Origin of the sequence: Rhizobium sp. N122 (genome assembly GCF_002211295.1) — a bacterium.
Classification (GTDB): domain Bacteria; phylum Pseudomonadota; class Alphaproteobacteria; order Rhizobiales; family Rhizobiaceae; genus Rhizobium.
Genome location: NZ_LOKU01000050.1, coordinates 1 through 23,276, shown reverse-complemented (window position 1 = coordinate 23,276; position 23,276 = coordinate 1). Strand labels below are relative to the sequence as shown.

The 23,276-nt window shown below is 59.6% G+C and carries 9 protein-coding genes and 7 pseudogenes; 12 read left to right on the top strand and 4 right to left on the bottom strand.

What is annotated here, in order from left to right:
• Nucleotides 1–611: 611 nt before the first annotated feature.
• On the bottom strand, nt 612–2,906 hold the full coding sequence (locus tag ATY75_RS26825; protein WP_245317641.1) for a hypothetical protein: 2,295 nt from the start codon (nt 2,904–2,906) through the stop codon (nt 612–614).
• A gap of 961 nt (nt 2,907–3,867) precedes the next feature.
• Nucleotides 3,868–4,427: pseudogene (locus ATY75_RS26820) on the bottom strand (transposase); the annotation flags it as partial.
• 642 nt (nt 4,428–5,069) lie between these two features.
• On the opposite strand from ATY75_RS26820, the gene tssK reads away from it, so the two are divergent.
• The 8 genes and pseudogenes from tssK (at nt 5,070) to ATY75_RS26770 (ending at nt 17,159) form a co-directional block, all read left to right on the top strand.
• Complete coding sequence (gene tssK / locus ATY75_RS26810) at nt 5,070–6,425, top strand: type VI secretion system baseplate subunit TssK (protein ID WP_016737477.1); 1,356 nt, start codon at nt 5,070–5,072, stop codon at nt 6,423–6,425.
• 7 nt (nt 6,426–6,432) lie between these two features.
• Nucleotides 6,433–7,653 carry a type VI secretion system-associated FHA domain protein gene (locus tag ATY75_RS26805; RefSeq protein ID WP_280950618.1) on the top strand — a complete coding sequence of 407 codons (1,221 nt, stop codon included), beginning with the start codon at nt 6,433–6,435 and terminating at the stop codon, nt 7,651–7,653.
• On the top strand, nt 7,653–8,942 hold the full coding sequence (gene icmH / locus ATY75_RS26800) for a type IVB secretion system protein IcmH/DotU (protein WP_012489524.1): 1,290 nt from the start codon (nt 7,653–7,655) through the stop codon (nt 8,940–8,942). The genes ATY75_RS26805 and icmH overlap by 1 nt, the downstream gene beginning before the upstream one ends.
• A gap of 9 nt (nt 8,943–8,951) precedes the next feature.
• Nucleotides 8,952–12,557, top strand: a complete 3,606-nt coding sequence (tssM, locus tag ATY75_RS26795) for a type VI secretion system membrane subunit TssM (RefSeq protein WP_085861380.1) — start codon at nt 8,952–8,954, stop codon at nt 12,555–12,557.
• A 296-nt stretch (nt 12,558–12,853) separates the two neighbouring features.
• Nucleotides 12,854–14,470, top strand: coding sequence for a hypothetical protein (locus ATY75_RS26785; RefSeq protein ID WP_012489526.1), 1,617 nt, complete (start codon nt 12,854–12,856; stop codon nt 14,468–14,470).
• A gap of 143 nt (nt 14,471–14,613) precedes the next feature.
• A pseudogene (locus ATY75_RS26780) lies at nt 14,614–14,808 on the top strand (hypothetical protein); the annotation flags it as partial.
• A gap of 822 nt (nt 14,809–15,630) precedes the next feature.
• A pseudogene (locus ATY75_RS26775) lies at nt 15,631–15,909 on the top strand (carbamoyltransferase N-terminal domain-containing protein); the annotation flags it as partial.
• A gap of 239 nt (nt 15,910–16,148) precedes the next feature.
• On the top strand, nt 16,149–17,159 hold the full coding sequence (locus ATY75_RS26770; protein WP_012489527.1) for a LysR substrate-binding domain-containing protein: 1,011 nt from the start codon (nt 16,149–16,151) through the stop codon (nt 17,157–17,159).
• 210 nt (nt 17,160–17,369) lie between these two features.
• Here ATY75_RS26770 and ATY75_RS26765 read toward each other — a convergent pair.
• Nucleotides 17,370–17,927 (bottom strand): annotated as a pseudogene (locus ATY75_RS26765) (radical SAM protein); the annotation flags it as partial.
• A gap of 780 nt (nt 17,928–18,707) precedes the next feature.
• Between ATY75_RS26765 and ATY75_RS26755 the strand changes: the two are divergent.
• Entirely contained in the window at nt 18,708–19,280 is a 573-nt protein-coding gene (locus ATY75_RS26755) for a nuclear transport factor 2 family protein (protein WP_164517823.1), read from the top strand.
• A 515-nt stretch (nt 19,281–19,795) separates the two neighbouring features.
• Nucleotides 19,796–20,060 (top strand): annotated as a pseudogene (locus ATY75_RS35245) (LLM class flavin-dependent oxidoreductase); the annotation flags it as partial.
• Nucleotides 20,061–20,177: 117 nt separating this feature from the next.
• On the opposite strand, the gene ATY75_RS26740 reads toward ATY75_RS35245, so the two are convergent.
• A complete protein-coding gene (locus tag ATY75_RS26740) occupies nt 20,178–21,065 on the bottom strand; it encodes a host specificity protein (RefSeq protein ID WP_085861385.1) in 888 nt (295 codons plus the stop codon).
• A gap of 524 nt (nt 21,066–21,589) precedes the next feature.
• Here ATY75_RS26740 and ATY75_RS26735 point away from each other — a divergent pair.
• Both ATY75_RS26735 and ATY75_RS35240 read left to right on the top strand, forming a co-directional pair.
• A pseudogene (locus tag ATY75_RS26735) lies at nt 21,590–22,074 on the top strand (transposase); the annotation flags it as partial.
• Nucleotides 22,075–22,134: 60 nt separating this feature from the next.
• Nucleotides 22,135–23,276, top strand: a pseudogene (locus ATY75_RS35240) (hypothetical protein); the annotation flags it as partial.

The window sequence follows — 23,276 nt, the reverse complement described above, 5'->3', positions numbered from 1 at the left end:
GCGTTCGCAAATCCAGAGAAAGAGGTCGCACCATCATTGCCGGCCTCCACACCAGCAATGACCTTGAATCACAAAATCAAAGGCAAGGGAATCTCCGCACGATTCCGATTAGCGCTGACAGACTCTAGTCGTGCAGGGCAACCACGCGGTCTCTCGTGCAGATCCCTGCGATTTCGAATTGACGGACACCGACCCCGTTTGACGGTCGTGGAGTGCAAGCACTTAGTCACCCTAGCCGCCCGCGCACTGCAACCCCGCTGTAGCGATCCTTCTACCTCTATGCTAAAGAAAGTTTTGGAAAAACTTGCCTCGTCGCCATCGTTCGACGGCGGCCTTGGCGCCAATCTTGCGAGGAGCGGGCTGATGGTCGCAGCGGCATGCGAGCCGACATTCTGCGCTCCCGACCGTCGAAGACGAGGTCGCTCTCGGCGTGTTAGTCAGCCGGAATGCGCCGGCCGTCGTGCCCCTAAATATCGATCTCGAGCCAGGTATTGGCCTCCAGACTGAAGAAAAATTCGGCGCTCTCACATGCTCATGCAATCCCGTGGTGGACAACCAACGCACATGATGGTGCAGTTCCTAGGGAATGTGGTGATGAGTCATGAGCCGTCCTATATCACCTTGAACGCTGCCCTCCTGGCTATCCGTTTCTTCGAGGCACCCACGATTATGGCGGCATCGGCGGCGCTGAGATCGGGATGGGCCGCCTTCAGCGCGTCCGCCCACGCCCCCTTGCTCTGCCCCGGCAGCTGCGGTGTCTGCCTAGCGATTTCGTCCAGCCTCGCCTGGTCCTGGGCCGACACCGTCTGGAACGCCGTCCTCACGGCGATATCGCGCCTTACGGCACCCACGACTATGGCGGCATCGGCGGCGCTGAGATCGGGATGGGCCGCCTTCAGCGCGTCCGCCCACGCCCCCTTGCTCTGCCCCGGCAGCTGCGGTGTCGCCGCCTTGATCTCGTCCAGCCTCGCCTGATCCTGGGCCGACACCGTCCGGAACGCCGCCCTCCTGGCGATATCGTCCCTAAAGGTGCCCAGGATGGTGGCGGCATCGGCGGCGCTGAGATCGGGATGGGCCGCCTTCAGCGCATCGGCCCAGGCCGCATTGCTCCCCCCCTGCCGCGGTGTTGCCGCCGCGATTTCGTCCAGCCTCGCCTGGTCCTGGGCCGACACCGTCCGGAACGCCGCCCTTTTAGCAATATCCTGCTTTATGGCACCCACGATTACGGCGGCATCGGCGGCGCTGAGATCGGGATGGGCCGCCTTCAGCGCGTCCGCCCAGGCCGCATTGCTCTGCCCCGGCAGCTGCGGTGTCTGCCTAGCGAGTTCGTCCAGCCTCGCCTGGTCCTGGGCCGACACCGTCCGGAACGCCGCCCTCCTGGCGATTTCGTCCTTTGCGGCGCCCACGATGGTGGCGGCATCGGCGGCGCTGAGATCGGGATGGGCCGCCTTCAGCGCGTCCGCCCAGGCCGCATTGCTCCGCCCCTGCCGCGGTGTCACCGCCGCGATTTCGTCCAGCCTCGCCTGGTCCTGGGCCGACACCGTCCGGAACGCTGCCCTCACGGCGATATCGTCCTTTAAGGCGCCCACGATTGTGGCGGCATCGGCGGCGCTGAGATCGGGATGGGCCGCCTTCAGCGCGTCCGCCCACGCCCCCTTGCTCTGCCTCGACTGTCGCGGTGTTTGCCTGGCGATTTCGTCCAGCCTCGCCTGGTCCTGAGCCGACGCCGTCCGGAACGCCGCCCTTTTTACAATATTATGCTTTACGGAACCCACAATTATGGCGGCATCGGCGGCGCTGAGATCGGGATGGGCCGCCTTCAGCGCGTCCGCCCACGCCCCCTTGCTCCCCCCCTGCCGCGGTGTCTGCCTAGCGATTTCGTCCAGCCTCGCCTGATCCTGGGCCGACACCGTCTGAAAAGCCGCCCTCCTGGCGATAACCCGCTTTACGGCGCCCACGATGGCGGCGGCATCGGCGGCGCTGAGATCGGGATGGGCCGCCTTCAGTGCGTCCGCCCACGCCCCCTTGCTCTGCCCCTGTAGCTGCGGTGTCTGCCTGGCGATTTCGTCCAGCCTCGCGTGGTCCTGGGCCGACACCGTCTGGAACGCTGTCCTTTTAGCAATATCCTGCTTTACGGCATTCACGATTATGGCGGCATCGGCGGCGCTGAGATCGGGATGGGCCGCCTTCAGCGCGTCCGCCCACGCCCCCTTGCTCTGCCCCGGCAGCTGCGGTGTCGCCGCCTTGATCTCGTCAAGCCTCGCCCGGTCCTGGGCCGACACCGTTCGATACGCCGCCCTCCTGGCGATAACCCGCTTTACGACGCCCACGATTACGGCGGCATCGGCGGCGCTGAGATTGGGATGGGCCGCCTTCAGCGCGTCCGCCCACGCCCCCTTGCTCTGCCTCGACTGCCGCGGTGTCTGCCTGGCGATTTCGTCCAGCCTCGCCTGGTCCTGGGCCGACACCGTCCGGAACGCCGCTCGATTGACGAGATCGCCGGTTGAGGCCCCCACGATTATGCCGGCATTCGCGGCGCTGAGATCAGGCGCCAACGCCAGCGGCCTTTGAGCATATAACGTCTGCCTGCGGCTGGGCCTGGGATCTGCGTCCTTCTCAGTAGTCCGCCTCTTGCGCCCGCCACCGGTCGGATCGCTGGGCTCCGCGGGCACCTCGGACATGGCCGAATGCTCCTCTCTTCCACCCGGCACCTCGGTGGGCCCGGCAACCGCTGAGGCTTCTAAATTCCCAAGGCCATGCAGCCCCCCGCGCTGAGGGCCAGTCTCCAGCGGCTGGCCCTCGACGAGGTGAATAGTGCGATCGGCATTATTGTATTCATCTGTTGTCCTCGTGAGGTTGAACGCGGTCTCTGCCGGGACGACCGGAACTCTCGTCAGTTCCGTCATGTCAGCCATCATTTGCGGGGTTTGTTCTTCAGGGCTTTGAAGCTCGGTCGGCGGGCTTGGCTGGTCGACGCTTAGCCTTTCCACGTAACGCAATACCGAATTCTCTTGCCAGATGTCGTCCGAATTGAAGTTGTCGGCCACTTGATCGACACGCGCCACTGAAGACTGCGCTCTTTGATCCGCTGGGTGCCGGCCCTCATCCGGCCGCGAAGAGCCCTGCCCCTTAGTCCGAGGGTCCCTGTCAACCATGCTCACCCCCCTGGGATATGGCCTTCAGGAAACAAGGGGTCAGCTGTCGGGCACCGACTGCTGACGGAAGGTCAGAATTTATCAGGGGCTCAAGCGACTTAACCAGAGTGCAAGGGGCGCGACTGCGACCATCGACCGCTCCAGCTTGCCGAGCCTCGTTCGGACGCCGCTCAATCACCGTGGGTCCCGTTTTTTGCTGTTGTGGCATGGGGCGGCTCTGCGGAATCGAGCTCAGGTGACGGGAGGCCGGCAGATCCCGAAGACATGGCCAGGCCGTTGATAACTGGTAGCGTAAACGCATCATTGCAGCAGAACCTCAAAAACCACGGAGAAGAGCCCGCGATTCAAACTAGCGCAGTCCCGGTATTGGATTGCATGCACAGGTGATATGCTCGCATCCGGTTAGTGAGCGGCTATGGCGCAGCTCCTGCGTGAACCCATAACGCGGCGATCCTTCGAGAGATGCAGCGACGACCCGTTCTCCAGACCGGAGGTCCGTGCTTGATGTGGCGATCGGCACGGATTGCTATCAACGCTGACGGCCGCCGGTGCCGCGCAAGCCGGTTACGACGAAACATCGACATGATCTCTTCTATGGTGGGATTGGCCCAACGATACCAGGGTAGTGGCAACTGTCGCCAATTGCGGCGCCAGTGAGGTCGGCCTTCGTCTTCGAACTCCTTGCTGGCTTCCGCTAAACAACGCGGCCTTATCACAAAAGGCTGGGAGATTTAACGATGATCCCGGCATCCGGACTTCTGCGCATTGCCGGCCGGTAATAGCGCGAAAGACTTGCAGCAATCGCAGCGCCGGCGGCACCCGTGACTAGTATCCGCACTGCCTGGCCCGTAACAATGCGCTGTGACCAGCGGAAGCCGATCTCGTGGAAAGACAAGGCATGCTGCGGGCTGATATGATGAAAGACGCCGGCAATGGTGCGGCGGACCCGGGACTTGAAACCTCCCACCGAGTGGACGGCGACTTGGACGAATTCGCGGCTCGAATGCTTTACGTTCTCATGCGTAGCAAAGCTCTTGCCAATCGCCATGAACGCCTCACCGCCCATCAGGCAGGTTGCGGTTCGATCCCTTTCGCCGTCGCGCGCCCTGCATGTATCGAAAGGCCTTTTCGGCCCCGTCCAGGCGGTAGACCGTCCGGATCCATTCTCGGTCGCTCACCGAGATGAAAACGGTCGATCTCCACCGTGCCATCTTGCATGTGCTCGCGCGCCAACATGAGGCGCAGCGCATATCCCATTCGCTAGCTATTGGGCATCACCAAATGTGGAAATGCCTATCTTCGCCGCATGAATGATCCATGCCGCCAGGGCTGCTATCCCGCACCTGGCGCGAACCGGGACTGCAACCGGTTCGTGGATCGTGTCCAGGAGGTGGTTGTCTAATCGCTAAACTGGTCGTCAAGGTGCTTTAGGGGCGGCGGCGCGTGAAGACGATGTTGGCGGCGGCACTGCCTCAGCGTATTCAGGAACATTTTCGACGAGGCAATGCGCATCACGTGTCACCTTGCCTGTTGCGCTGCTCTTTTGGCCCCGTACTTGCGGCGCCGGGTCTCAAGGCTTCCGGGCGGTCATTTGCGAGATTCATCCCGTACGAGTGACAGGACAGGCGAATTGGCGCGTTGTAGGTCAGTGTGAACATGAACGACCAATAAGGCTCTGAGGGCAACGGGCTACTGAGCGACAGTCTAGATGAGACCCCTTGCTTGTCGCGCTGCAAGGGGGCTCATGACCAATCCTGATGAGCTTCGGCGCTTGCATATCTGAGCTGTCCCGACACGCGATGCCCTTCTACCAGCGCATTGTTGGATATCAGATGTGCATGCAAGGGGGCAGTGAAGCTCTGCTACTTTTACGGAGAAAGCCGTTCTGTCAGGTGGACGCGAGGCGAGTCTTGAATGTCGTGGAATAATAGGGTCGTCTGGTCGGAGGGCTTGTTCCTCCGCCCGCAGCATTTTCAGCAGGCCGATCGTCACGTCGAACAGCTGGTGCGCAGCAGGACGGCGGTTTTGCATGGGTACGGGTGGGGTATCAGCGAGCTGCGGCTCAATCGAGAGCTGCTTGGTCTCGGTAAGATCGCCATCGAAGCGGCTCGCGGCGTCTTGGAGGACGGGATGCCCTTCAGTATTCCTGACGAAGCCAACCAGCCAACTCCCTACGACGTTCCGCCGGATTTTCGAGATTCGCTTATTCACTTGGCGGTACCGTTTTATCAACCCGGCGCTCTTGAAACCGACGCGCAAGCGGGAATTGACGTACCTATCCGCTTCGCAGTCTCCACTGAGGATGTTGTCGACACCAACGCTGGCGAGCGAGGCAGCGCCTCCATCGACGTAGCGAGGCTGGATTTTCGACTGCTGCCGGACGCGGCAGACCGGTCTGGCTACACTTGCATCCCAATCGCCCGTATCATAGAGGTCCGGGCCGACCGACAGATCATTCTGGACGAAACGCACGTGCCGCCAACCCCCGACTGCGCCAGCTCCCGGGTCCTCTCGAACTACATCACTGAGATCACCGGCCTGCTTCACCATCGTGGTGAAGCTCTGGCCACTCGGGTCTCCCAGTCGGGAACGAACCGGGTTGCAGAGCTCGCGGACTTCCTTCTGCTGCAGGCGATCAATCGGTACGAGCCGTACTTCTGCCACCTGTCCAAGGCCGCCGTTGTAAATCCGGAATCGCTGTATGTTCTCATGCTCCAGTTGGCGGGTGAACTAGCCACGTTCGCCCGCGTCGATAAACGTGCCCCGACCCTTGGTGTTTACAAGCACGACTCTCTCGCGGAGGCGTTTTTGCCAGTGATACAGTCGATCCGGGCTTCGCTGGGTGCAGTGATTGAGCAGACTGCGGTCCCCGTACCGCTGCAGCGGCAAAAATACGGTGTCCATGTGGCTGAGGTGGCCGACCGCTCTCTCTTTACGACCTCGAGCTTCGTGCTGGCTGCTCGGGCTGATATTGAGGTCGAGCGCCTCCGGCGCGAGTTCCCGTCTCAGATTAAGATCGGCCCGGCGGAGAAAATCACGGAACTCGTCAATGTCGCACTGCCCGGCATTATCATCAATCCCCTACCGGTCGCGCCGCGTCAGATCCCGTTCCATGTTGGATTCAGCTATTTCGAGATCGATCAAAATAGCCGCTTCTGGAAGGATATGCCCCAATCCGCCGGCTTGGCGCTGCACGTTGCTGGCGACTTCCCAAATCTCGAAATGGCTCTCTGGGCCATCCGAGCCGGACAGAACCCACATTTGAGTTAGCCCACCAATGCCCCTCACGCTACGTGTACACAGCAATAGATGTAGTTTTCCGGAATATCTCGTGCCGGGCGACGCGGCTGGTGGACTGACTACAAGCCGAGCAGGCAACAGCCTGGTTCTGCCGGATGATCAGCAGATGGTCTCGAAATCCCACTGCTCAATCGAGTGCATGGCACGGCGATACGTACTGATCGACCGAGGCCGCGACGACACATGTCAAAATGACGAGGCGGTGCCGCTTCCGTCAGAGGCGCCGGTCGCCCGGAAAACCAGCGATGTTATTCAGATCGGCGCCTATATGACCGATGTCGTCGCGGTGTCGCCTTCGATATCCATTGCGGAGAGTGCCGCCGAACCGGAGGGACAACTTGCAGCGACAAGTGAGGAGTTGAGTCTTCTTGGCCCCCTCGAAACGGCCTCGTCGCTCCTGGCGGGCAATTGCACCCGGGGTGAAGAAGCGCTGCTGGACCTGAGGGACGGCGAGTTCCTACCATTGCCGTTCTTAGGCACTCGTTTAGACGCGCTGGCGGGCATGATGAGAAGTCCGTGGGATATCTACGCAGAAAGTGTGCCAGATCGGGCCCCCATCTTGACGCAACCCAAGGTGGAGCAATCATCTCGCCAAGAATCATCGAGCGGCGGTCACGGCTTTCCTTGCCGCCTGCGGCTTATCATTGGCAGATGTCCGGAATGCCGGCATCGTAAGCGTGCTGGATCGTGCAGGGAAAATGCTTCTGTATTCCGCCGCGCTGCACAGCATACTCTCCGAGCGAGAGCTGGCGAACAATCATTCAGAAATAAGAGTTCCGACGAAAAAACCCTGAGTCTCGTTCCCGATGTCGGTGAGGCGTTGCGCGCAGTTCTGTGCAATGACTCCAGCGGGTCCCTCCGCGGAGACCTGGCCGTTGAGCAAGCCTTCACCGACCGTGGGACGCATGACGTGTCATTCGCGGCTGTGCAGAAGGCTCTGTCCAGCGTCCGTGCACGCTTGTCCCTAGCAGGGATCGAGAAGGCGATGGGGCGGCCCCGTTCCCTTTTGCACCGCAACCATAAGGCGCGAAACCGGAGTGCGTACGTGCGCGTCTTCAATGACGTCGTATCGAGCATCGAAACCGATTTGCTCCGGAGCTTCGGCGCCGACTTCGCGCGCCCAGTGCGAGAGCGTAGTCGACCCGCCCGCCGATCCCACGATGAGAGCGTCCGCTCCGAAGGGAAGTGGGCGGGTTGATGATGGTGATTGAGGAAACGATGCCAAAATCCCAGCCACTCGTCCTCCTTCACGCCGAGGAGCAGTTGGCTGTCCCTTCGCCGTCATCGCCAGTGGCGGACGAACTTACCTGGGAGATGCTTGCGCTCGACCGACTTAATCCACTGGTCGCGGCCGCGGCGGCGCTGCTGGGTCTCAGCGCTCAGCTCAAGAGCAGTGCTAGCCATATCGACGTTGAAGCACTGCGCCTTAGGGTGCTGCGGGAGATCGATGCTTTTGAGCGTCGGATCACGCCGCTCGGATTGCCCTCGCGAGCGATCAAGGTCTGCAAATACGCCCTCTGCGCGACCATCGATGACATCGTTCTGAACACAGCCTGGGGCAGCAACAGCGTCTGGACGACGCGCAGCTTGGTGGGATCGCTGTTCAGCGATACCTGGGGCGGCGAGCGCTTCTTCGATCTGCTGACGCAATTGAAAAATGAACCGGCCATCAATATAGAACTGCTGGAGCTGCTCTACTACTGCATGAGGTTGGGCTTCGAAGGCCGCTACCGCGTCACTGCGGGAGGAGCCGCAGAGCTCAGTGTGCTGTGCGAAGACGTCTACCGCCTGATCCGAGCAGCCCGTGGTGACTTCGAGCGCGAACTATCCCCGCACTGGCGGAGGAACTCAAATAATCCGAAGCCACGCCGCACAATCGTTCCAATCTGGGCCGTCGTAGCGTTTGGGGCAGGATTACTCCTCTCGATCTATACCGGACTCCTGCATGCATTAAATGCCCGCGCCGACGCTGTCTTCAACGATATCGCGACATTGCCGCCGAACGGCGTTGTCAGATCGGCGAGAATCGCATTGCCACCAAAGGTTGTTATGAGCAGCGACCGACTGCGTAACTTCCTCGAGCCCGAAATCCGCGAAGGGCTTGTCACTGTGTCCGAGGACCCACAGCAGATCGTCGTTATCATTCGCGCCTCCGGGATGTTCGATTCTGCTAGTCCGGAAGTGAAGAAAATGTTCCTGCCGCTTCTTTTACGAATTGGTCGTTCTCTGAACGGTGAGTCGGGATCGGTCCTCCTGACCGGGCACACCGACGCCATTCCGGTGCAATCACTCGCCTTCCCTTCAAACGATTCCCTTTCGCTCGCGCGTGCGAGCGCAGCTGCCGAGATTATCAAATCCATGATGGATGACCCAGGCCGCGTGCGAGAAGAGGGCAGAGGGAGCGGAGAACCGGTCGCTTCGAACCACACGCCCGAGGGCCGCGCGCGGAACCGTCGGATTCAAATCATCATCACAAAGACACAATGAAGACAAGCCATGCAGTCAATCAAGAAAGCGCTTAGGTGGCAATGGCTCCGTGTCGGCGGGGCGGCGATCGTATGTGCCTTAATCTTCACGCTCGGACCGCATATCTCGGTCGGAGGATTTGCGCCGCTTGACAGCCTTCGCAGCCAGATCGCGGCATCGATGCTGATTCCGGTCGGATACACCGTGATCTACTTGATCCAGTCCCAGCTTTACAAGGTTCAGGCCTATTTTGAAGACCTCGTCCAATCACGAGTGTCGGGAGCGCTGGACGCGGGTGGGGCCGAGCAGAAGAAGGGAGACCCAAGGCCTTCCGACCGAAGTGTGGGGCAAGCCAGCACGCTTGCTGAAAGAGAGCTGGAGGCGATTCGTCATCGTTTCCGCGAGACCCTTACCACACTCAAGGGGCGCCGCTACGCAGGAGGTATCAGCAGGCGGTGGCTCTATCAGCGGCCCTGGTATGTGATGATCGGTCCGCCCAACTCGGGGAAGACCACAGCAATAGTCAATTCCGGGCTCAGCTTTCCGATGGCGGCAAGGTCCGGTCTGAGAGCCGCCGGTGGGTTAGCGGGTACGGAAAACTGCGACTGGTGGATCACCGATGACGCGGTGTTCGTCGACACTGCTGGGCGCTACACGATACAGGAGGGTGATGCAGACCGGGACAAAGCGGTTTGGCGTGGCTTGCTTCGTATGCTCAGACGCTCCCGGCCACGGCAGCCGCTGAACGGTGTCTTAGTCACGATCGCAATCAGCGAGCTGAATTCTACATCCGAGGAAGTGCTCGCCGATCGCGCGCGCTGTATCCGTGAGCGGCTCCTCGAAGTGTACAGGGAGCTTCGCCTGCAACTGCCGATTTATGTGCTTTTCACTAAGAGCGATCTGCTGGCGGGATTTGTTGAATTCTTCGACGATCTGGGTCGCGAGGGGCGGGAGGCGGTGTGGGGGTTCACCTTTGCGCAAGAGGCGTCGGAGGACGAAGGCGATCCGATGGCGTTTGCCGCAGCATACGATGCGCTTGTTGGCCGCCTAAACGAAAGGCTGCTTGAACGAATGCAGCACGAAAGCAACCTCCAGCGTCGTGCGCTCATGTTCGGCTTCCCACAGCAGGTCGCTAGCCTCAAGCACCTGACGCAACAGTTCTTGAAGGAAGCCTTTGGCGGGAATTCGTTCCAGGAACCGCTTATGCTCCGCGGCGTCTACTTCTTAAGCGGCACGCAAATTGGCATGCCCTTCGATCGAGTTGCGAACGCCAGATCTCAGACCTTCGAGATCGCTCAGCCGCCCTGTACAGCGCTTCGTGGCCCGGGCCGTAATTATTTCATCAGCCGGCTGCTGCGCGAAGTCGTTTTCGCCGAAGCTGGGCTCGTCGATGCCAATCACCGCTTCGATCGGCGCCAGCGGCGGATCCGGTATGGCGCCTACACGATGATAGCGGCGGTCATTGTTACCGCCAGCGTCTTATGGACGTTCAGCTATATTCGGAATGTTCAGCTGATCGAGAGCGTTCGCCTAATGGCTGGCAGCTATGCCAGAGGGGCTGAAAAGCTGAAGCTCGACCGGGTTGAGAGTGGCGATCTTCGACCCATCCTGCCACTGCTTCAGCGGCTGCGTGATGCCAACGGCGACAGCGCGGGCGGCCGCCTATCAAGTTCGGGTCTCGACCAGAGTAAGAAAATCAAGGTTCAGACGCTCGCGGCGTACCGCCGCGCCGTGAACACCATCCTGCTGCCGCGGCTGATGTTCCGGTTGGAAACCTTATTGGTCGAGCGGCACGACGATGATCAGTTCGTCTACCAGGCGTTAAAGGTTTACCTGATGCTGGGTCAGCAGGGTCCGCTCCAGCGCGCGGTCGTCAAAAACTGGATGGCTGCCGACTGGCGAGTGATGTTTCCGGCCGAAGCCGATGCCGGCCTGCGCAGCGCGCTCGCTGATCACCTGGATGCACTCATGGAAGGGCCGCTGCCCCATAGTGAGCTTAATGGCGAACTGATCGAGAGGAGCCGCGCGAAGCTCCAGACCGTCTCGATGGCGCGCCGCGTCCTCGACATCATCGCGACCAGTCCCGAAGCCTCGCGGGCGCCAACCTGGCGTCTGGCCGACCATGCCGGGCCGCTGGCGCAGGGCGTCCTGGCTCGCAAATCGGGACAGCCGCTCAGCGAGGGGGTTCCTGGCATCTACACGAGGGCGGGGTTTTACGGAACCTTCCTGCGATTGCTGCCGCAAGTGGCTGACGCTGTCGCTGCAGAAGGCTGGGTTCTCGACTCACAGGTAGTCGCGCCGATTGCAGCCGGTGATGTGAGCCAGAAGCTGCGGCGTTCGGCGGCGGATCTCTACGCTCAGGAGTTCGCGTTGCGCTGGGACCAGCTCATTGGCGATATGTCCATCCGCCCGTCTGGGGGTATCGATGACGCGCTGCGCACCTTGAACACGCTGTCCGCGCCGACGTCACCAATGCGCCTGTTCCTTTTCGCGGCGGCGCAGGAGCTAAAGCTCAAGCAACCACCGGCTCCCGAGGACGGCTTGACGAAAGGTGACAGTGTCCCCCAGGGCGAGGTGTTGCCAAGCGAGCTCGAGGCACTGTTCCGGTCTCAACCGGCCGCGGACACGCCTGAAGCTCACGTCCAGCTCTATATGGGCGATCATTTCCGGTGGCTGCACCAGCTGGTCGAAGTGCCGTCGAACAGCCAAGCGGGCGCGCAGGCGCCGATCGACAGTGCTCTCCGGGATCTCGGCGAACTGTATCGCTCCCTCAGCCAGGCGCAGGGGCTGGCGGGTTCGAACATCTTGGAACACAACGGGCAGGCGGGCGTCGCCATCCAACAGATCGAGGCGGGGGCGGCCGATCTGCCCGAACCCATCCGGCAATGGATCCTCGGCCTCAGCCGCCACAGCTCGGACCTAACCGTCAGCGGCATGAGGCGCGGGTTGGCGAGCGGTTGGGCGGGCGGCCCCGGCGATTTGTGCCGACGGGCTACCGAAGGACGGTATCCCTTCGCGAGCGGATCCCGCCGGGATATCCCTTTGAGCGATTTCGCCCGGCTGTTCGGCCGCAAGGCGGAGATCGACACTTTCTTCGCCGAGAACCTTTCCCCATTCGTCGACAAATCCAAAGGTTCGTGGCAGTTTCGGCCAACGAGCGGTGTCGATTTCCCTATCGGCCGCAATACCTTGGCCCAGTTCCAACGGGCAGCCACGATCCGCGACACCATGTTCGATGATGCCGGCCAGGTGTCAGTTGGATTCCTGCTCACCGTCGCCGAGACCGATCCGTTGACAGACCAGGTGGTGGTAGACATCGACGGCCAGCGCCTCGAACATCGACGAGGAACGGCCGCCGCGGCCATGCATTTCCATTGGCCTACGGCCGGCGGCGTCGGCGGCGCTTCCGTCGCTTTCATCGGTTTTCAAGGCGCCACCCTCTCTAAGAGCGGCCATTGGGCGCTGTTTCGCCTCTTAAATGAGGCGGATAAGCAGCCATTGGGAGGAGGGGACCTTATTCAGGTACGACTGGTGTCCGGTCGCCATTGGGCGGTTTTTAACCTCCAGCCTGACAGCGTGATGAGCCCGTTGTCCCGCAATCTGCTGTCAGAATTCCGATGTCCAGATTTCTTATGAACGCCGGGATAGCATCCGACTGGCGCTGGGAAAGCCCTATGGGGTCACGAGACGCCCACGCAGGTCTGCGGCGGGAGAGGTCGGCATGTCGGTTGCCGGCCGGATCGGAGGCGGTCACGGCTGCGACTGGCGGCGATCGTCGCTTGATCTCGGCGCGCCGCTTTCCCGCTCGACTAGACCGCTGGAGAGCGCGGTCACCTCCATCAGGCAGATCTTCGGGAAGTTGGGTGATCAGATCCTGTCCCACCCTATCAACCGACGTACACTGATCTAGAACAGGAAACTGGAGAGATATAATGGCCGGAATGAAGCACAATAGGACAAGAGCGAAGAAATTTCTGCAGTTGATCGACCAGACGAAGAACAGAGCGGATTTGGAGTTCTGCTTTGCGGTCGGCACGGTTGGCGATCTGCGGAAGCCTGCTGTCCTGGTGAGTAAGAAAAAGCTCAATGGATTGGCACAAACTTTGAAAAACATGCCTTTTGAAGATGATGAGGATAGTAGTAAGGAGAACTTTTCGCTTCTGCGGAGAGGCACGGGCAGGATGAACGAAAACGGCGTTATCCTCGTCAAGTTGGCTGATGGTGGAAAGGCCGGGTTCCCGCAGGTCCAAAAGGTGATGAAGAAGTATTTCGTGAACTTCCGCATGAGGTTGCCTGACATGCAGGAAGCAGGAATCTTAACTGAAGAAGACATTCAGCAGTTTGAGATGAACGCCGAGGAGAACTCCCAATTTCTTCCACCCGACGACTCTGAAGAATTCAATCGGCCGATGACGGCGCTCGATAGCGCGGAAGGGAACTCTGCAGGGAGTGTTGAAGAAACTGAAGAGAGAAGCAAGCGTGAAGGCGGGGCTGAGCTCCTGGAGCAGCTTCTCCCGGAAGTGAAGGAGGGCATTGCCGCCGCGGCCGCGACCATTTCCAATCACGCAGTAAGTCTCAGCGCGCAAATTGGCGCGGGACAGACCGCAGAGTTGTCCCATCTGACCACGAAGATCGCGGATTGGCTGCAACGTGTGCTGGCTGCGACGCCTCCGGAAGAGCAGGAGGCAACGCTGCACAACTTCGCCGGCCGACTTCTGTTGATGCTGGCCTATCCTGAGAATCTGCGAAATCTTCAATATGTGGATGACATGCCCGATGGGGCGGGGCAGGGCGAGACAAACGGCGACCGCCGCGAAGAGGTCGTGGTGAATGGGATCGATCTGAACAGAGTTCCAACGGGCGCTCTCGATCAAGACGAGGTAGTAGAGTCCTTGTTCCGTCTGATCAAGGCAAAGGCTCAGGAGCGACAGCTTTCTTATCCGCTAGAGAACGCGAATTCTGAGAGGATTGCGAAGATAGTGTCGTCGCAATGGCCGAAGGAACTAGGCGATGCAGCCCGTAGGCGCGCGGTTGTGGAGCGTCTGATCGCAGCGGTGGTCCCGCGGCTCGGTAATGATGATCAACTTCTGGTCCTTCTTGGCATCGCAGACCAGCCCGAAAGGACCAAATCCATCGAGAACTCGGTCGAAAGTATCATAGCTATATGGCAGGCTCATCTCGACACTGCCTTGACGCTGCGGGATGAGGTAAAGAGCAAGATCAACCAGATGGTCGATGTGGAAGCCCGCGGCGGAACGTGGAGGTATGTCGACGACATCTTCCTGCAGTTCGGAGGAGAGCTTTCAGATCAGCTCTCCGCCATCACCGAACGCAACGGTGAGGCACTGTCGAGCGCGACCGAGCGTGTCCGAACCACAGTCCAGAAGAAGCTCGATTATCTCAACGGCAGCGACATTGTGGCCATGCTTGACAATCCTCCAATCGACATCGGTCCGGGCACTATAGGGCAGACGCTGCGGGAAGGGCTCGCGGCCATCACCGATGGACTGAAGCGCATCGAAACCTCGCGCGCCGCGCCCGCCGCGTAATAATCGCCTGTCTCGATGCCGGCCGACCCACCGGAAGGCCGGGCGAGCAGGCCATCAACGGCCTCATCAGCGACGGAAGGAGTTCCGCCGCTCAGGTGGGTCAGCGAAGCGGTGAAGGAGCGGCGCACCAACAGAGGCTCTTCTTCATCGGCTGCCGCTTCAACGACCAGATGCTGCGCACCTACGCCCGACGGATCATGACGCGATCCAACGCACCACGTTTTGCGGTGCTGGATGCGGCAGCGCCGACCAACAACCAACGCCGTTTCCTTGCAGCAAGCCCGATCACGCTTATCGACGTGCCGACTGGCGAAGCTGCGGCTAGGTTTATCGGCTGAAAACCAGAGTAGAGAAGGAGTGTTGCGGGTACGACGATACACGAGGATTTCCGAGGTCGGTCGTCGGCACCGACGTCGGAGGCGGATTTGCCGTAAACGTTGATCATCACGGCCGCTGTTTGAAAGTGCCGCTCGCCTTGCTATGATCCACCCATTCCTTTTTGCACGCATTCCATCCACAAAAACGATTTTACTGCTCAAAACGATTGCCCTTAGAAAACGCTGAAGAGCGCTGTGTAGATTATGTGGAGTTCTAAAAAAATGGATCCTCAGGTGCGGAGACGATGCTGGAAATTCGACCTGGAGCCCTCTGTCAGTTGCCTGGCCTCGATTGTTATCTTACGCTGGTCGTGATCGGGCAGAATCTTCACCGTTGCTTCTCCCGTTTCAGTGCTGATAGGGCTCTCACAAGAAGCACTGTTCCCTGGTCGACTAACCTGTGAGTGCATCTCCCACAATCACTAGAAGCCAGAGCAGGCGCGCTCGCAGCCGCGAGGACTTGGTCTGCGCCTTTTGCAGGGCCACCAAACCTCGTGATGTTTTCTTGCGGCTGTCGGGCCGAAATATGAAGGATTGAGTGATGTGGATAGGTTAGGCAGTTCTGCTGCAAGCGCTTCGGCCCGGGTTTCTGTGCGGCGTCGCAACAATGATCAAGAAGGTTGCGCAGGATCGGTTGTCGGCAATGTCGCCGCGCCGGTCACTAATGGTATCGGCTTCGACCCCGTGAGCTCTAGCTGCACTGTCAAGCGCCACCCTATGAAACTACGAAGGCCGGTGGCCAGGCCAGAGCGACCTACCTTCCGAAACGAACTGGAGAGCAACATGCTGTGTCTAGGGCTCAGTGGCGGTCTAAGCAAAGATTACGAAAATTCGTCCGATCTACCGAGCACCTTTATGCACGATGGGGCTGCGGTTCCCGTTCGCGACGGGCGAGTGATAGCGGCGGTCGAGGAGGAGCGCCTTAACCGGATCAAGCACTCCAACAAGTTACCAACGCGTTCGATTCAATATTGCCTCGCATCTGCAGGTGTTCACCTGAGCGACATCGACCGCATCGCGTATTATGCGACCGAGGCCTATTGCAACGCTGTGCTCGAGCGCGTGCGCCTCTTTCACCCAAGCACCCCAGCATCGGATCCGAGACTGTTGCAACGGGCTCGGGGAAGTCGACACGGGCGCTATATTCCTGTGGGACACCCCGATGTTCCATGTGATCGCCATCGTCACACAGATCTGGCCGCCCCTTGGACGCGTGATGGCACAATGCCATGAGGTTGTCACCCGCGCTCCACCGCCGAGATGAACTCGAAAACGTTGGACCCGGAATTGATTGTTGAGGAATGAACGTCATGAAACGCTATGTAGAAAAAGAGGTGACGGATCAACTCGCTTATAGGCGAAAGATGTTGCAAGATTGGAGAGGAGAGCGCCTCACTGGACACCAGATAAACTTGGCATCAATAGACCTCAACCTCCTGGTCGCGCTCGAGGCTCTGCTCGAATACCGGAACGTGACGCACGCGGGCCAGCACATCGGGCGGAGTCAACCGGCGATGAGCCGGGCACTGGGAAGGCTGCGCGGCATGTTCAATGATGACCTGCTGGTGCGGTCTTCAACGGGTTTGATCCCAACGCCGCAAGGCGAACACTTGGCTCAAAGGCTGCCGTCGGCACTGCGTACGATCCGAGAGATGGTGACAAGCCGCAGCGTAATCTCAAAAGAATGGGGGAGGGGGGCAACGCTGGCGATCCCCGATCATCAAGCTTTGGCCGTACTACCGCGCCTCCTGCCGTGGTTACGCGAGCGTGCCCCTCATCTCGACACACTCGCCTGTTTGCCGTTTGATCGTGCCGTGCGGGGGCTTGAGCAAGGTGATATTGATTTGGCCGTTGGGCATATTGACGTGCAACTGCCTGGCTATTTTCGGCGCAGTCTCTATACAGACCGCTTCGCGTGTTTGTTGCGCCACGACCATCCCGCGCTGGCGCAGGAATGGACGATCGACAACTTCGCGACCTTGCGTCACGCTGCCATCAGTACGGACTCCCCCGACCATTTCGGCCCGATCTACGACCACTTGCCCAACCTGCGAGAGGATCGTAGTCCCATACTTTTTTCCAGCGTTCTCACGGCAGCGGTGGTGGCTTCGGGGACGGATTTGGTATTGCTCGTCCCGCGCCGCGTTGCGACCCAAGTTTCCGCGATGCTGCCGCTTAGGGTTGTTGATCCACCCCTCGAGCCGGCACCGTACAAGGTCATGCTCATCTGGCACGAGCGGTGCCATCACGACCCGCAGCATAAATGGCTGCGCAAGGAGGTCGCCGCAGCGTTGGAGACGGGAGCAGACTGACACAAGAAGCGGTGATCGGGATGCTCCCGAAGCATCAAAGAGAGCAAACGGGGATTTTGCGCGGGGAGATGACCAAGGGCTCAGCGCTGCTGCGCCCGAGAGTGCCAGGCATGTTGGACGAATATCGAGACTTGGATGCCTATGTGCTCGCGGGGTCTGCTTGTATCCGGGCTTCTGCTGAGCTGCGGCTCGGCCCTGCAGTGGCGCGGATATCTTCGCGCCGGCTCTCGGATCGACCATTTTGATGGTGATCGTCAAGTGATCAACATTTTTGTCAGCAGGCTCGCTGACACGGTCTGGCACTGCCGGACCGTTGGTTGAAAGACACAGCTTGATATCGGGGACCTCTGTGGCTCCGCGTGCAAATGTCGCCTTTGTCTTCTTCCGGTCATAACAGGCATCGCTTGGTCCGGCGATAAAGAGCACGGAAAGCTGAGGGACTTCATTGGCGACCGCAACGACCTTTCGCAGCGCCTGGTCAGGCGTAGGCCGGCTTTCGTTGGCGCAGTATTTACTATTGCAGTAGTTGCACTGGATATTGCAAGCTGGTGCGGCTACGACGTGCATGCGCGCGAAATAGTAGTGCGCTTTTTCTAAATAGCAGGAAAGGTCCGTGATTTTCTCCCAGACAGCCGGCTCGACGTGGTGCGGCTTTGCGGACGAACCGCACAATGACGCGGCGCAAGCAGTGGACTTCGCTGTGGCCAGCAGTTGGTTCATAGTTGTCGTGCTGGTCAGGTTCTTGAGCGAAATCATTGGTGGGGGCATTAAAGGCTCCGTTGCTGCTTAACGTCCCGGTTCAAGAAGCAAGGGCCATGCCAATGAAAATTGCGTTAGGTTTCAATTGGTTAGAGTTTTTTGTCCGGTTCCCTCCATTTGCGACCCGACATAGGGTTGTCAGGCATTCGACAATAGACCTACGCCGGTAAAATGGCGGCTCGCCTCGAGTGCTTGAGTTGAGGAGGGCAGGTCGGGCCGCTCGACCACACCAGGCTTAGAACTTTCTTTCACCCCGATTTGATGCCCGCGGATGGCATAACCAGCCTAACGTGGGGTGACGCCGAGAGGCGAGCCGCCTGGCCCCAGATTTCTCCCTCGCGTCGATCAGCCGCTCCCGCTCGGTCAGACGAGCCCGATTGGGAGCCAGGCAGGATCGTTCGGATACAGGCTTTGGAGGAGACTTCGCCGAGACAGGCACCGGCAGCCCCGGCGGCCGCAAACGGGGATCCAGTCGACATTGGGCTCTTTCTGGCGAACTCGTCGACCGCATTGTCGCCGAATGGACCGTTAGCTACCTTCCACACAAGCGCAGAGAGGCCCTGGCTGTTCTTGCAGACAAAATCCAACGCATCAATGGTCCTTGATTGCGCGGGAGTTGCTGTCCTACGCACGCTGTTTGAGTTCACAGACGTTCCCTGGGAAGTGGCATTGCGAGGCCAAGTCAAGCGCCGACGGCGCGAATGTCCGTTCGCAGATGCATAGAACGCCATTTTCAACTCAAGACCAGACTTGCGACGGGCCATGGACCACGAAAATGGGTCGAATTGCATGATCGCGAAACGATCCGCGACTGTCCTATCGGTATTGCCGCGGGATAGACGGGCGGACGAGGCGGGGCTGCGCAGCTCCTTCTGGCCTGATGCGCAGGACGTTCACGGAGCGTATACGGGCTCCGCCGAGGGATTCATTGAGTTCACGCTTGGTGTCTTCAAGACCGAACCGCGCAACATCCACCAGATCACCAACGTTCTGATTGAGTTTATCAGCCCGGCGAAGCAGCTGTCGAGAGCTACTTCACTGCGCTCCAACGAGGGCCGGACTGCGGCCGGATCATACGTTGCCAGGTTTCTCCTATGTGGTCGATATTGCGACCATTTTCAGAAAAGGGAAGGGGAGTGGAGAATTGCCGACCGCACAGTGGTCTATGATTGGCTCGAGGAGCAGACACAGCAGGCGGCGTCGCCAGAGATTGAGCGGTTCGGTTTCAGGCAGCCGATCGGAACATCGCATTCTAACGACCCGGTCTATACGCTCGGAAGCGGCAAAGAGCATGAAAGCCGAGGCGGAATAGCGGCGCGTTCAGCTGGTGCCGAACTCTTCTTTTCCGGGACGTGGTGCTAACTTGCTGTCATCTGGCTCCTTTAGCGTTAGATCGCATACGCCGGAGCAGGAGAAGCTAATCCATGAAGCAAGCAGACACCCGCCGTCATTACACGCGCTGCAGGCGGGATTGGCCGCGCTCTGGTCGATGCCTTTGCGACAAACGGCGACATTGTCGTTGCCGTGGATCTTCCTGGAAGCGGAACGGTGCGGTGCGGCGTTGCCGCGCGGCCCTGTGATCTTCAATGTGGCCTCGCTGGGCGGGTTGCTGGGCGATCCCAGACGCAACGGCTACGCTGCCTGGAAGGGGCCTGATCTTGATCACGAAAAGTTTGGCCTGCGAGTTGGCGTCGCGTCGAGTGGGCCTGACGGCCATAAGAGCTCGGCTATGTGCGCACGCCGATGGTCGAGAACTGGAACGCGCCGACGAGACGGATCTCGCCGCTATTCGCAGACGCGTGCCGATGGGGCCCATGGGCGCGTCCCGATGATGTCGACCGGACCGTGCGGTTTCCGGTCAGCTCGCACGTCGATCATTCATCGACATCGTGTCGGACGGTCGCCTTGGGCTTGGCGACGGGTCCGGATACGAGCGATTCGAGTTCAAGCGCTTCGGTGTCGTTATTCATGAGGCGCCTGGGGAGTACCTGGGTGATCTTTTAGGGGCTCAACCAGAAGGTTTTCGAACCCGACGGCCATTATCAAAAGATACCCCCAACGGCGATATCGTTGCGGACCACCCAGAAGCCAGCCCCGCCAATCTGCATCGCGGCAGGATCGGAGTGCAGCATGAGGCGGGCCGTCGCAGAGAGTCGCAGCAATTATTGCAGTCTCTAATCTTCGCCTGCGTCCTCCCGTAATACAAGGGCGTATCAACTCAGCCGGCGGCGCAAAAAGTCCTCACGATGAGGCAAGCTTTTAGCCGCGGTTCAAATTGAGGTGTTCGAAGTACCAAGACGGGTCATCATCGGATGAATCTGTCTCGACACTGGCGTCACTCGAATGCTCCTCGACACCTGCTTCATCGTCGCTAAGATACTCCACGGTTTTAGAGAGATAACTCCAAGGTTTGTCGGCGCGCTGCCATCCACCCTTGCTATTCTTTGTCCACTTGTCGGGATGTTGCGTAGGGTCGAGCACCCAGCGATTTTCACCCACATCAACGAAACCCATCTGCTCTAGACGGGTTCCCATCTCCGGCGTAGCGGGACGTGACATGATCAACGGCTGTTCGCCGTCGAGTTGAAGTTGATGTTCGAGCAGAATATCGCCTGCGTTCTCGACAAGCGGATGAGTAACGCGAAGGTCTACAATCGACGTGATTCTTCTTCGACCGGGAAATAGTTCCCGCCACGGCTCGTTTTCGATGCTAAATCCATCCTCTGTTCTTAAAAGCCCAACGCTTCGTTCTCCCAGATCATAGCTGAAATATCGCGCGCTGGGCGTATCATTGTCGGTGCCGCCGTAGAGTCGAGCGATGGTAGCCGTACGCAGGGCTTTAGAGGACACGAAGGGCGAGTACTCTTGTGGATTGACGGAAATGTGCTTGATTTCATCACCGTAAAATTCCCTTACTTTTCTGGCAAATGTCGATCTGTCGAGCACCTTAATTGGAGGTTCGGAAGAGAGCGAGTATGGTCGCGTTGGCGACGAAGGCGAAAGAGCATGGGGATCTGGCGTTGATCGGGACGGCATGCCCGTAAGCATTTGTGCCCCGGTCATATTCTCGATCCACCCCGCCATGGCCCGGGTGCGATCATCTTCCTCGGAAATGTTGTAGCGCAGCGATCGTTCTGAGTTATCCATGGCGGTCTCTCCTGAGAGTGAAAGGTGTGATGAAGCGCATTCTTTTCAGTCGCTTCACATGGGAACGGTGCGCTCACATGTCCGGCCTATAAAGCGGATACGTGACTGCTAGACTCGATGAAGCGGGCGGTGCGCGTTGCATGCGCCGCTCCTGATCCCTTTACCTCAGCCCAAGCCTCGAGGATCCGCGAAAGCGTGGCTCCCTTCGCCAGACCATCGTCGAATCGGCTGACAGTCCGTCGGAGGTGTCTGCGCCGCGGCAGGGCTAAGATTAGCTTGAATGTTAGAGGCGTCTCGGAAAATTTACCGCCCCGCGGGCCTGTTCTGTTTTCACCGTTGTTGGTCTCCAATTGCAGATTACGCATATGCTAGTGCAACCGGACTGGTCGCCATCATGCAAAATCGATATTCTAAAATGCTTTGGAAAAGCGGAGCCACGTAGACCCCTTAGGTGGTGAAGGTGACCTGCCACTGCGAATTTCCTCCAGAAATGATTAGAGTCCGGCCCATCAAAGGACGGACGAATGAAGAAGCAGAGATTTACCGAAGAGCAGATAATTGCGGTACCCAAGGAGCAGGAGGCAGGCGCGAAGGCGGCCGACCTCTGCCGTAAGCACGGGATTTCGGAAGCGACGTTTTACAACTGGAAAGCCAAGTACGGTGGTATGGAAGTGTCCGAGGCCAAGCGGCTGAAGGCGCTTGAGGACGAGAACGCCAGGCTGAAAAAGCTGCTGGCCGAACAGATGCTGGATGCGGCCGCGCTCCGCGAGCTTCTTGCAAAAAAATGGTAGGGCCTGCCGCCAAGCGTGAAGCCGTCACGCATCTGAAGGCCGTGATGGGTCTTTCGGAGCGGCGGGCCTGCCAGATCATATCCGCCGACCGCAAGACGGTGCGTTATCGGTCCTGCCGACCGCCGGAGGTGGCGCTGCGGGCAAAGCTGCGTGACCTTGCAAACGAGCGTCGGCGTTTCGGCTATCGGCGACTGTTCGTCCTGCTTCGACGGGAAGGAGAGCCGTCCGGCGTCAATAGGATCGAGGTTCCAAATTTGATTTCCGGAGGACCGGCATCGATGTACCCAAGACGGAACCAGCCGCGCGATGACGATTCTCGCGAAGTAAGTGAGTGGATCGAAGGCGTGACCGGAGCTTTCGATACGGACGCCTGGATCCGGGAGTACAATTCACAGAGACGAGATGTGGAACAGGATCTGAGCGACTTGCGCCTCGGTTCGCACGACAGTGACGCCGGCGACCGTGTGCCGCGTCGCAGATCCGTGGGCGGTTCGATGCGAGTGACGCCGCAGTCGTTGGCGCCGGAGAACTCGTTGAGCGGCGCCCGCCACAGCATAGACGTCTCTCGGGCGGGCTCCAGCAGCTTGCGATTCGGCGGCTCGGGGAGCAAGACATCGAGCAATATGGCGGAGGCGGGCGAAGTCGCCGCGCCGCCGCAGGGCAAACGCCGCGGATTTACGTCGCGCATGGCGTCAGGGTTCAAGAAGGCGTTCGGATTGAGCAGCGGCAAGACGTCGTCGCGGAGTTCGGGGCAGCAAGACGTCGATGCCGCAACGGAGACTCACGTGGTCTCAACCAAGGTTCGCGTCGATTACGCCAAGCGTGGTCGCCCCGCCGACCGGGACATGCATTCCGATGACGAGTCCCGCATCAACCAGTTCGCGGAAGCAGTCCGAAACTACGAAATTCTACCCGACGGTAGCATCGGCCGAGGGGACGGAAGGGTTCCCGAGCGTACCTTGACGACCAATTTAGGGATTCTTAGGGGGTTCGCTCGTTGGCTCCGAGCAGAGAACAGAGATTCGATGGCTTCTCGGCTTTTAAACGATCCAGATTCACTAGCCGTTGATATCGCGGATTATTGGGCAAGCGGTGGGGATGGTCAGGACCGTCTTAAGTCAGCACTGTCTCATTTCAGGAGGCTCGCGCCTGAGGGGCAAGAACTCCAAGCCGTTGGACCTGGGCCGCGCCTGATGGGGCGCCAGATACATGATCCTTATCCCGACGACGCCCTCATGATTGATGCCTTGGCCAACGAAGAGCTGAGCAAGCTCGGATCGGCCTCGACTTCCAAGAGGAGAGTCGTCTGGAGACTGGCCAGCAATCAACGAAAGTTTAGTGATTGGCTGCAAACCAGGGGTAGGGAGAGCATAGCGAGCCGGCTCAACGGCAGTGATCAGCAGCAATGGTCGTTGAAAAA

Coding starts and splice junctions, on each gene's coding strand:
- ATY75_RS26770 (WP_012489527.1), top strand. CDS start 16,149: ATGAACGTCATGAAACGCTATGTAGAAAAAGAGGTGACGGATCAACTC.
- icmH (WP_012489524.1), top strand. CDS start 7,653: ATGATGGTGATTGAGGAAACGATGCCAAAATCCCAGCCACTCGTCCTC.
- ATY75_RS26805 (WP_280950618.1), top strand. CDS start 6,433: ATGCCCCTCACGCTACGTGTACACAGCAATAGATGTAGTTTTCCGGAA.
- ATY75_RS26825 (WP_245317641.1), bottom strand. CDS start 2,906: ATGACGGAACTGACGAGAGTTCCGGTCGTCCCGGCAGAGACCGCGTTC.
- tssK (WP_016737477.1), top strand. CDS start 5,070: ATGTCGTGGAATAATAGGGTCGTCTGGTCGGAGGGCTTGTTCCTCCGC.
- tssM (WP_085861380.1), top strand. CDS start 8,952: ATGCAGTCAATCAAGAAAGCGCTTAGGTGGCAATGGCTCCGTGTCGGC.
- ATY75_RS26755 (WP_164517823.1), top strand. CDS start 18,708: ATGATCGCGAAACGATCCGCGACTGTCCTATCGGTATTGCCGCGGGAT.
- ATY75_RS26740 (WP_085861385.1), bottom strand. CDS start 21,065: ATGGATAACTCAGAACGATCGCTGCGCTACAACATTTCCGAGGAAGAT.
- ATY75_RS26785 (WP_012489526.1), top strand. CDS start 12,854: ATGGCCGGAATGAAGCACAATAGGACAAGAGCGAAGAAATTTCTGCAG.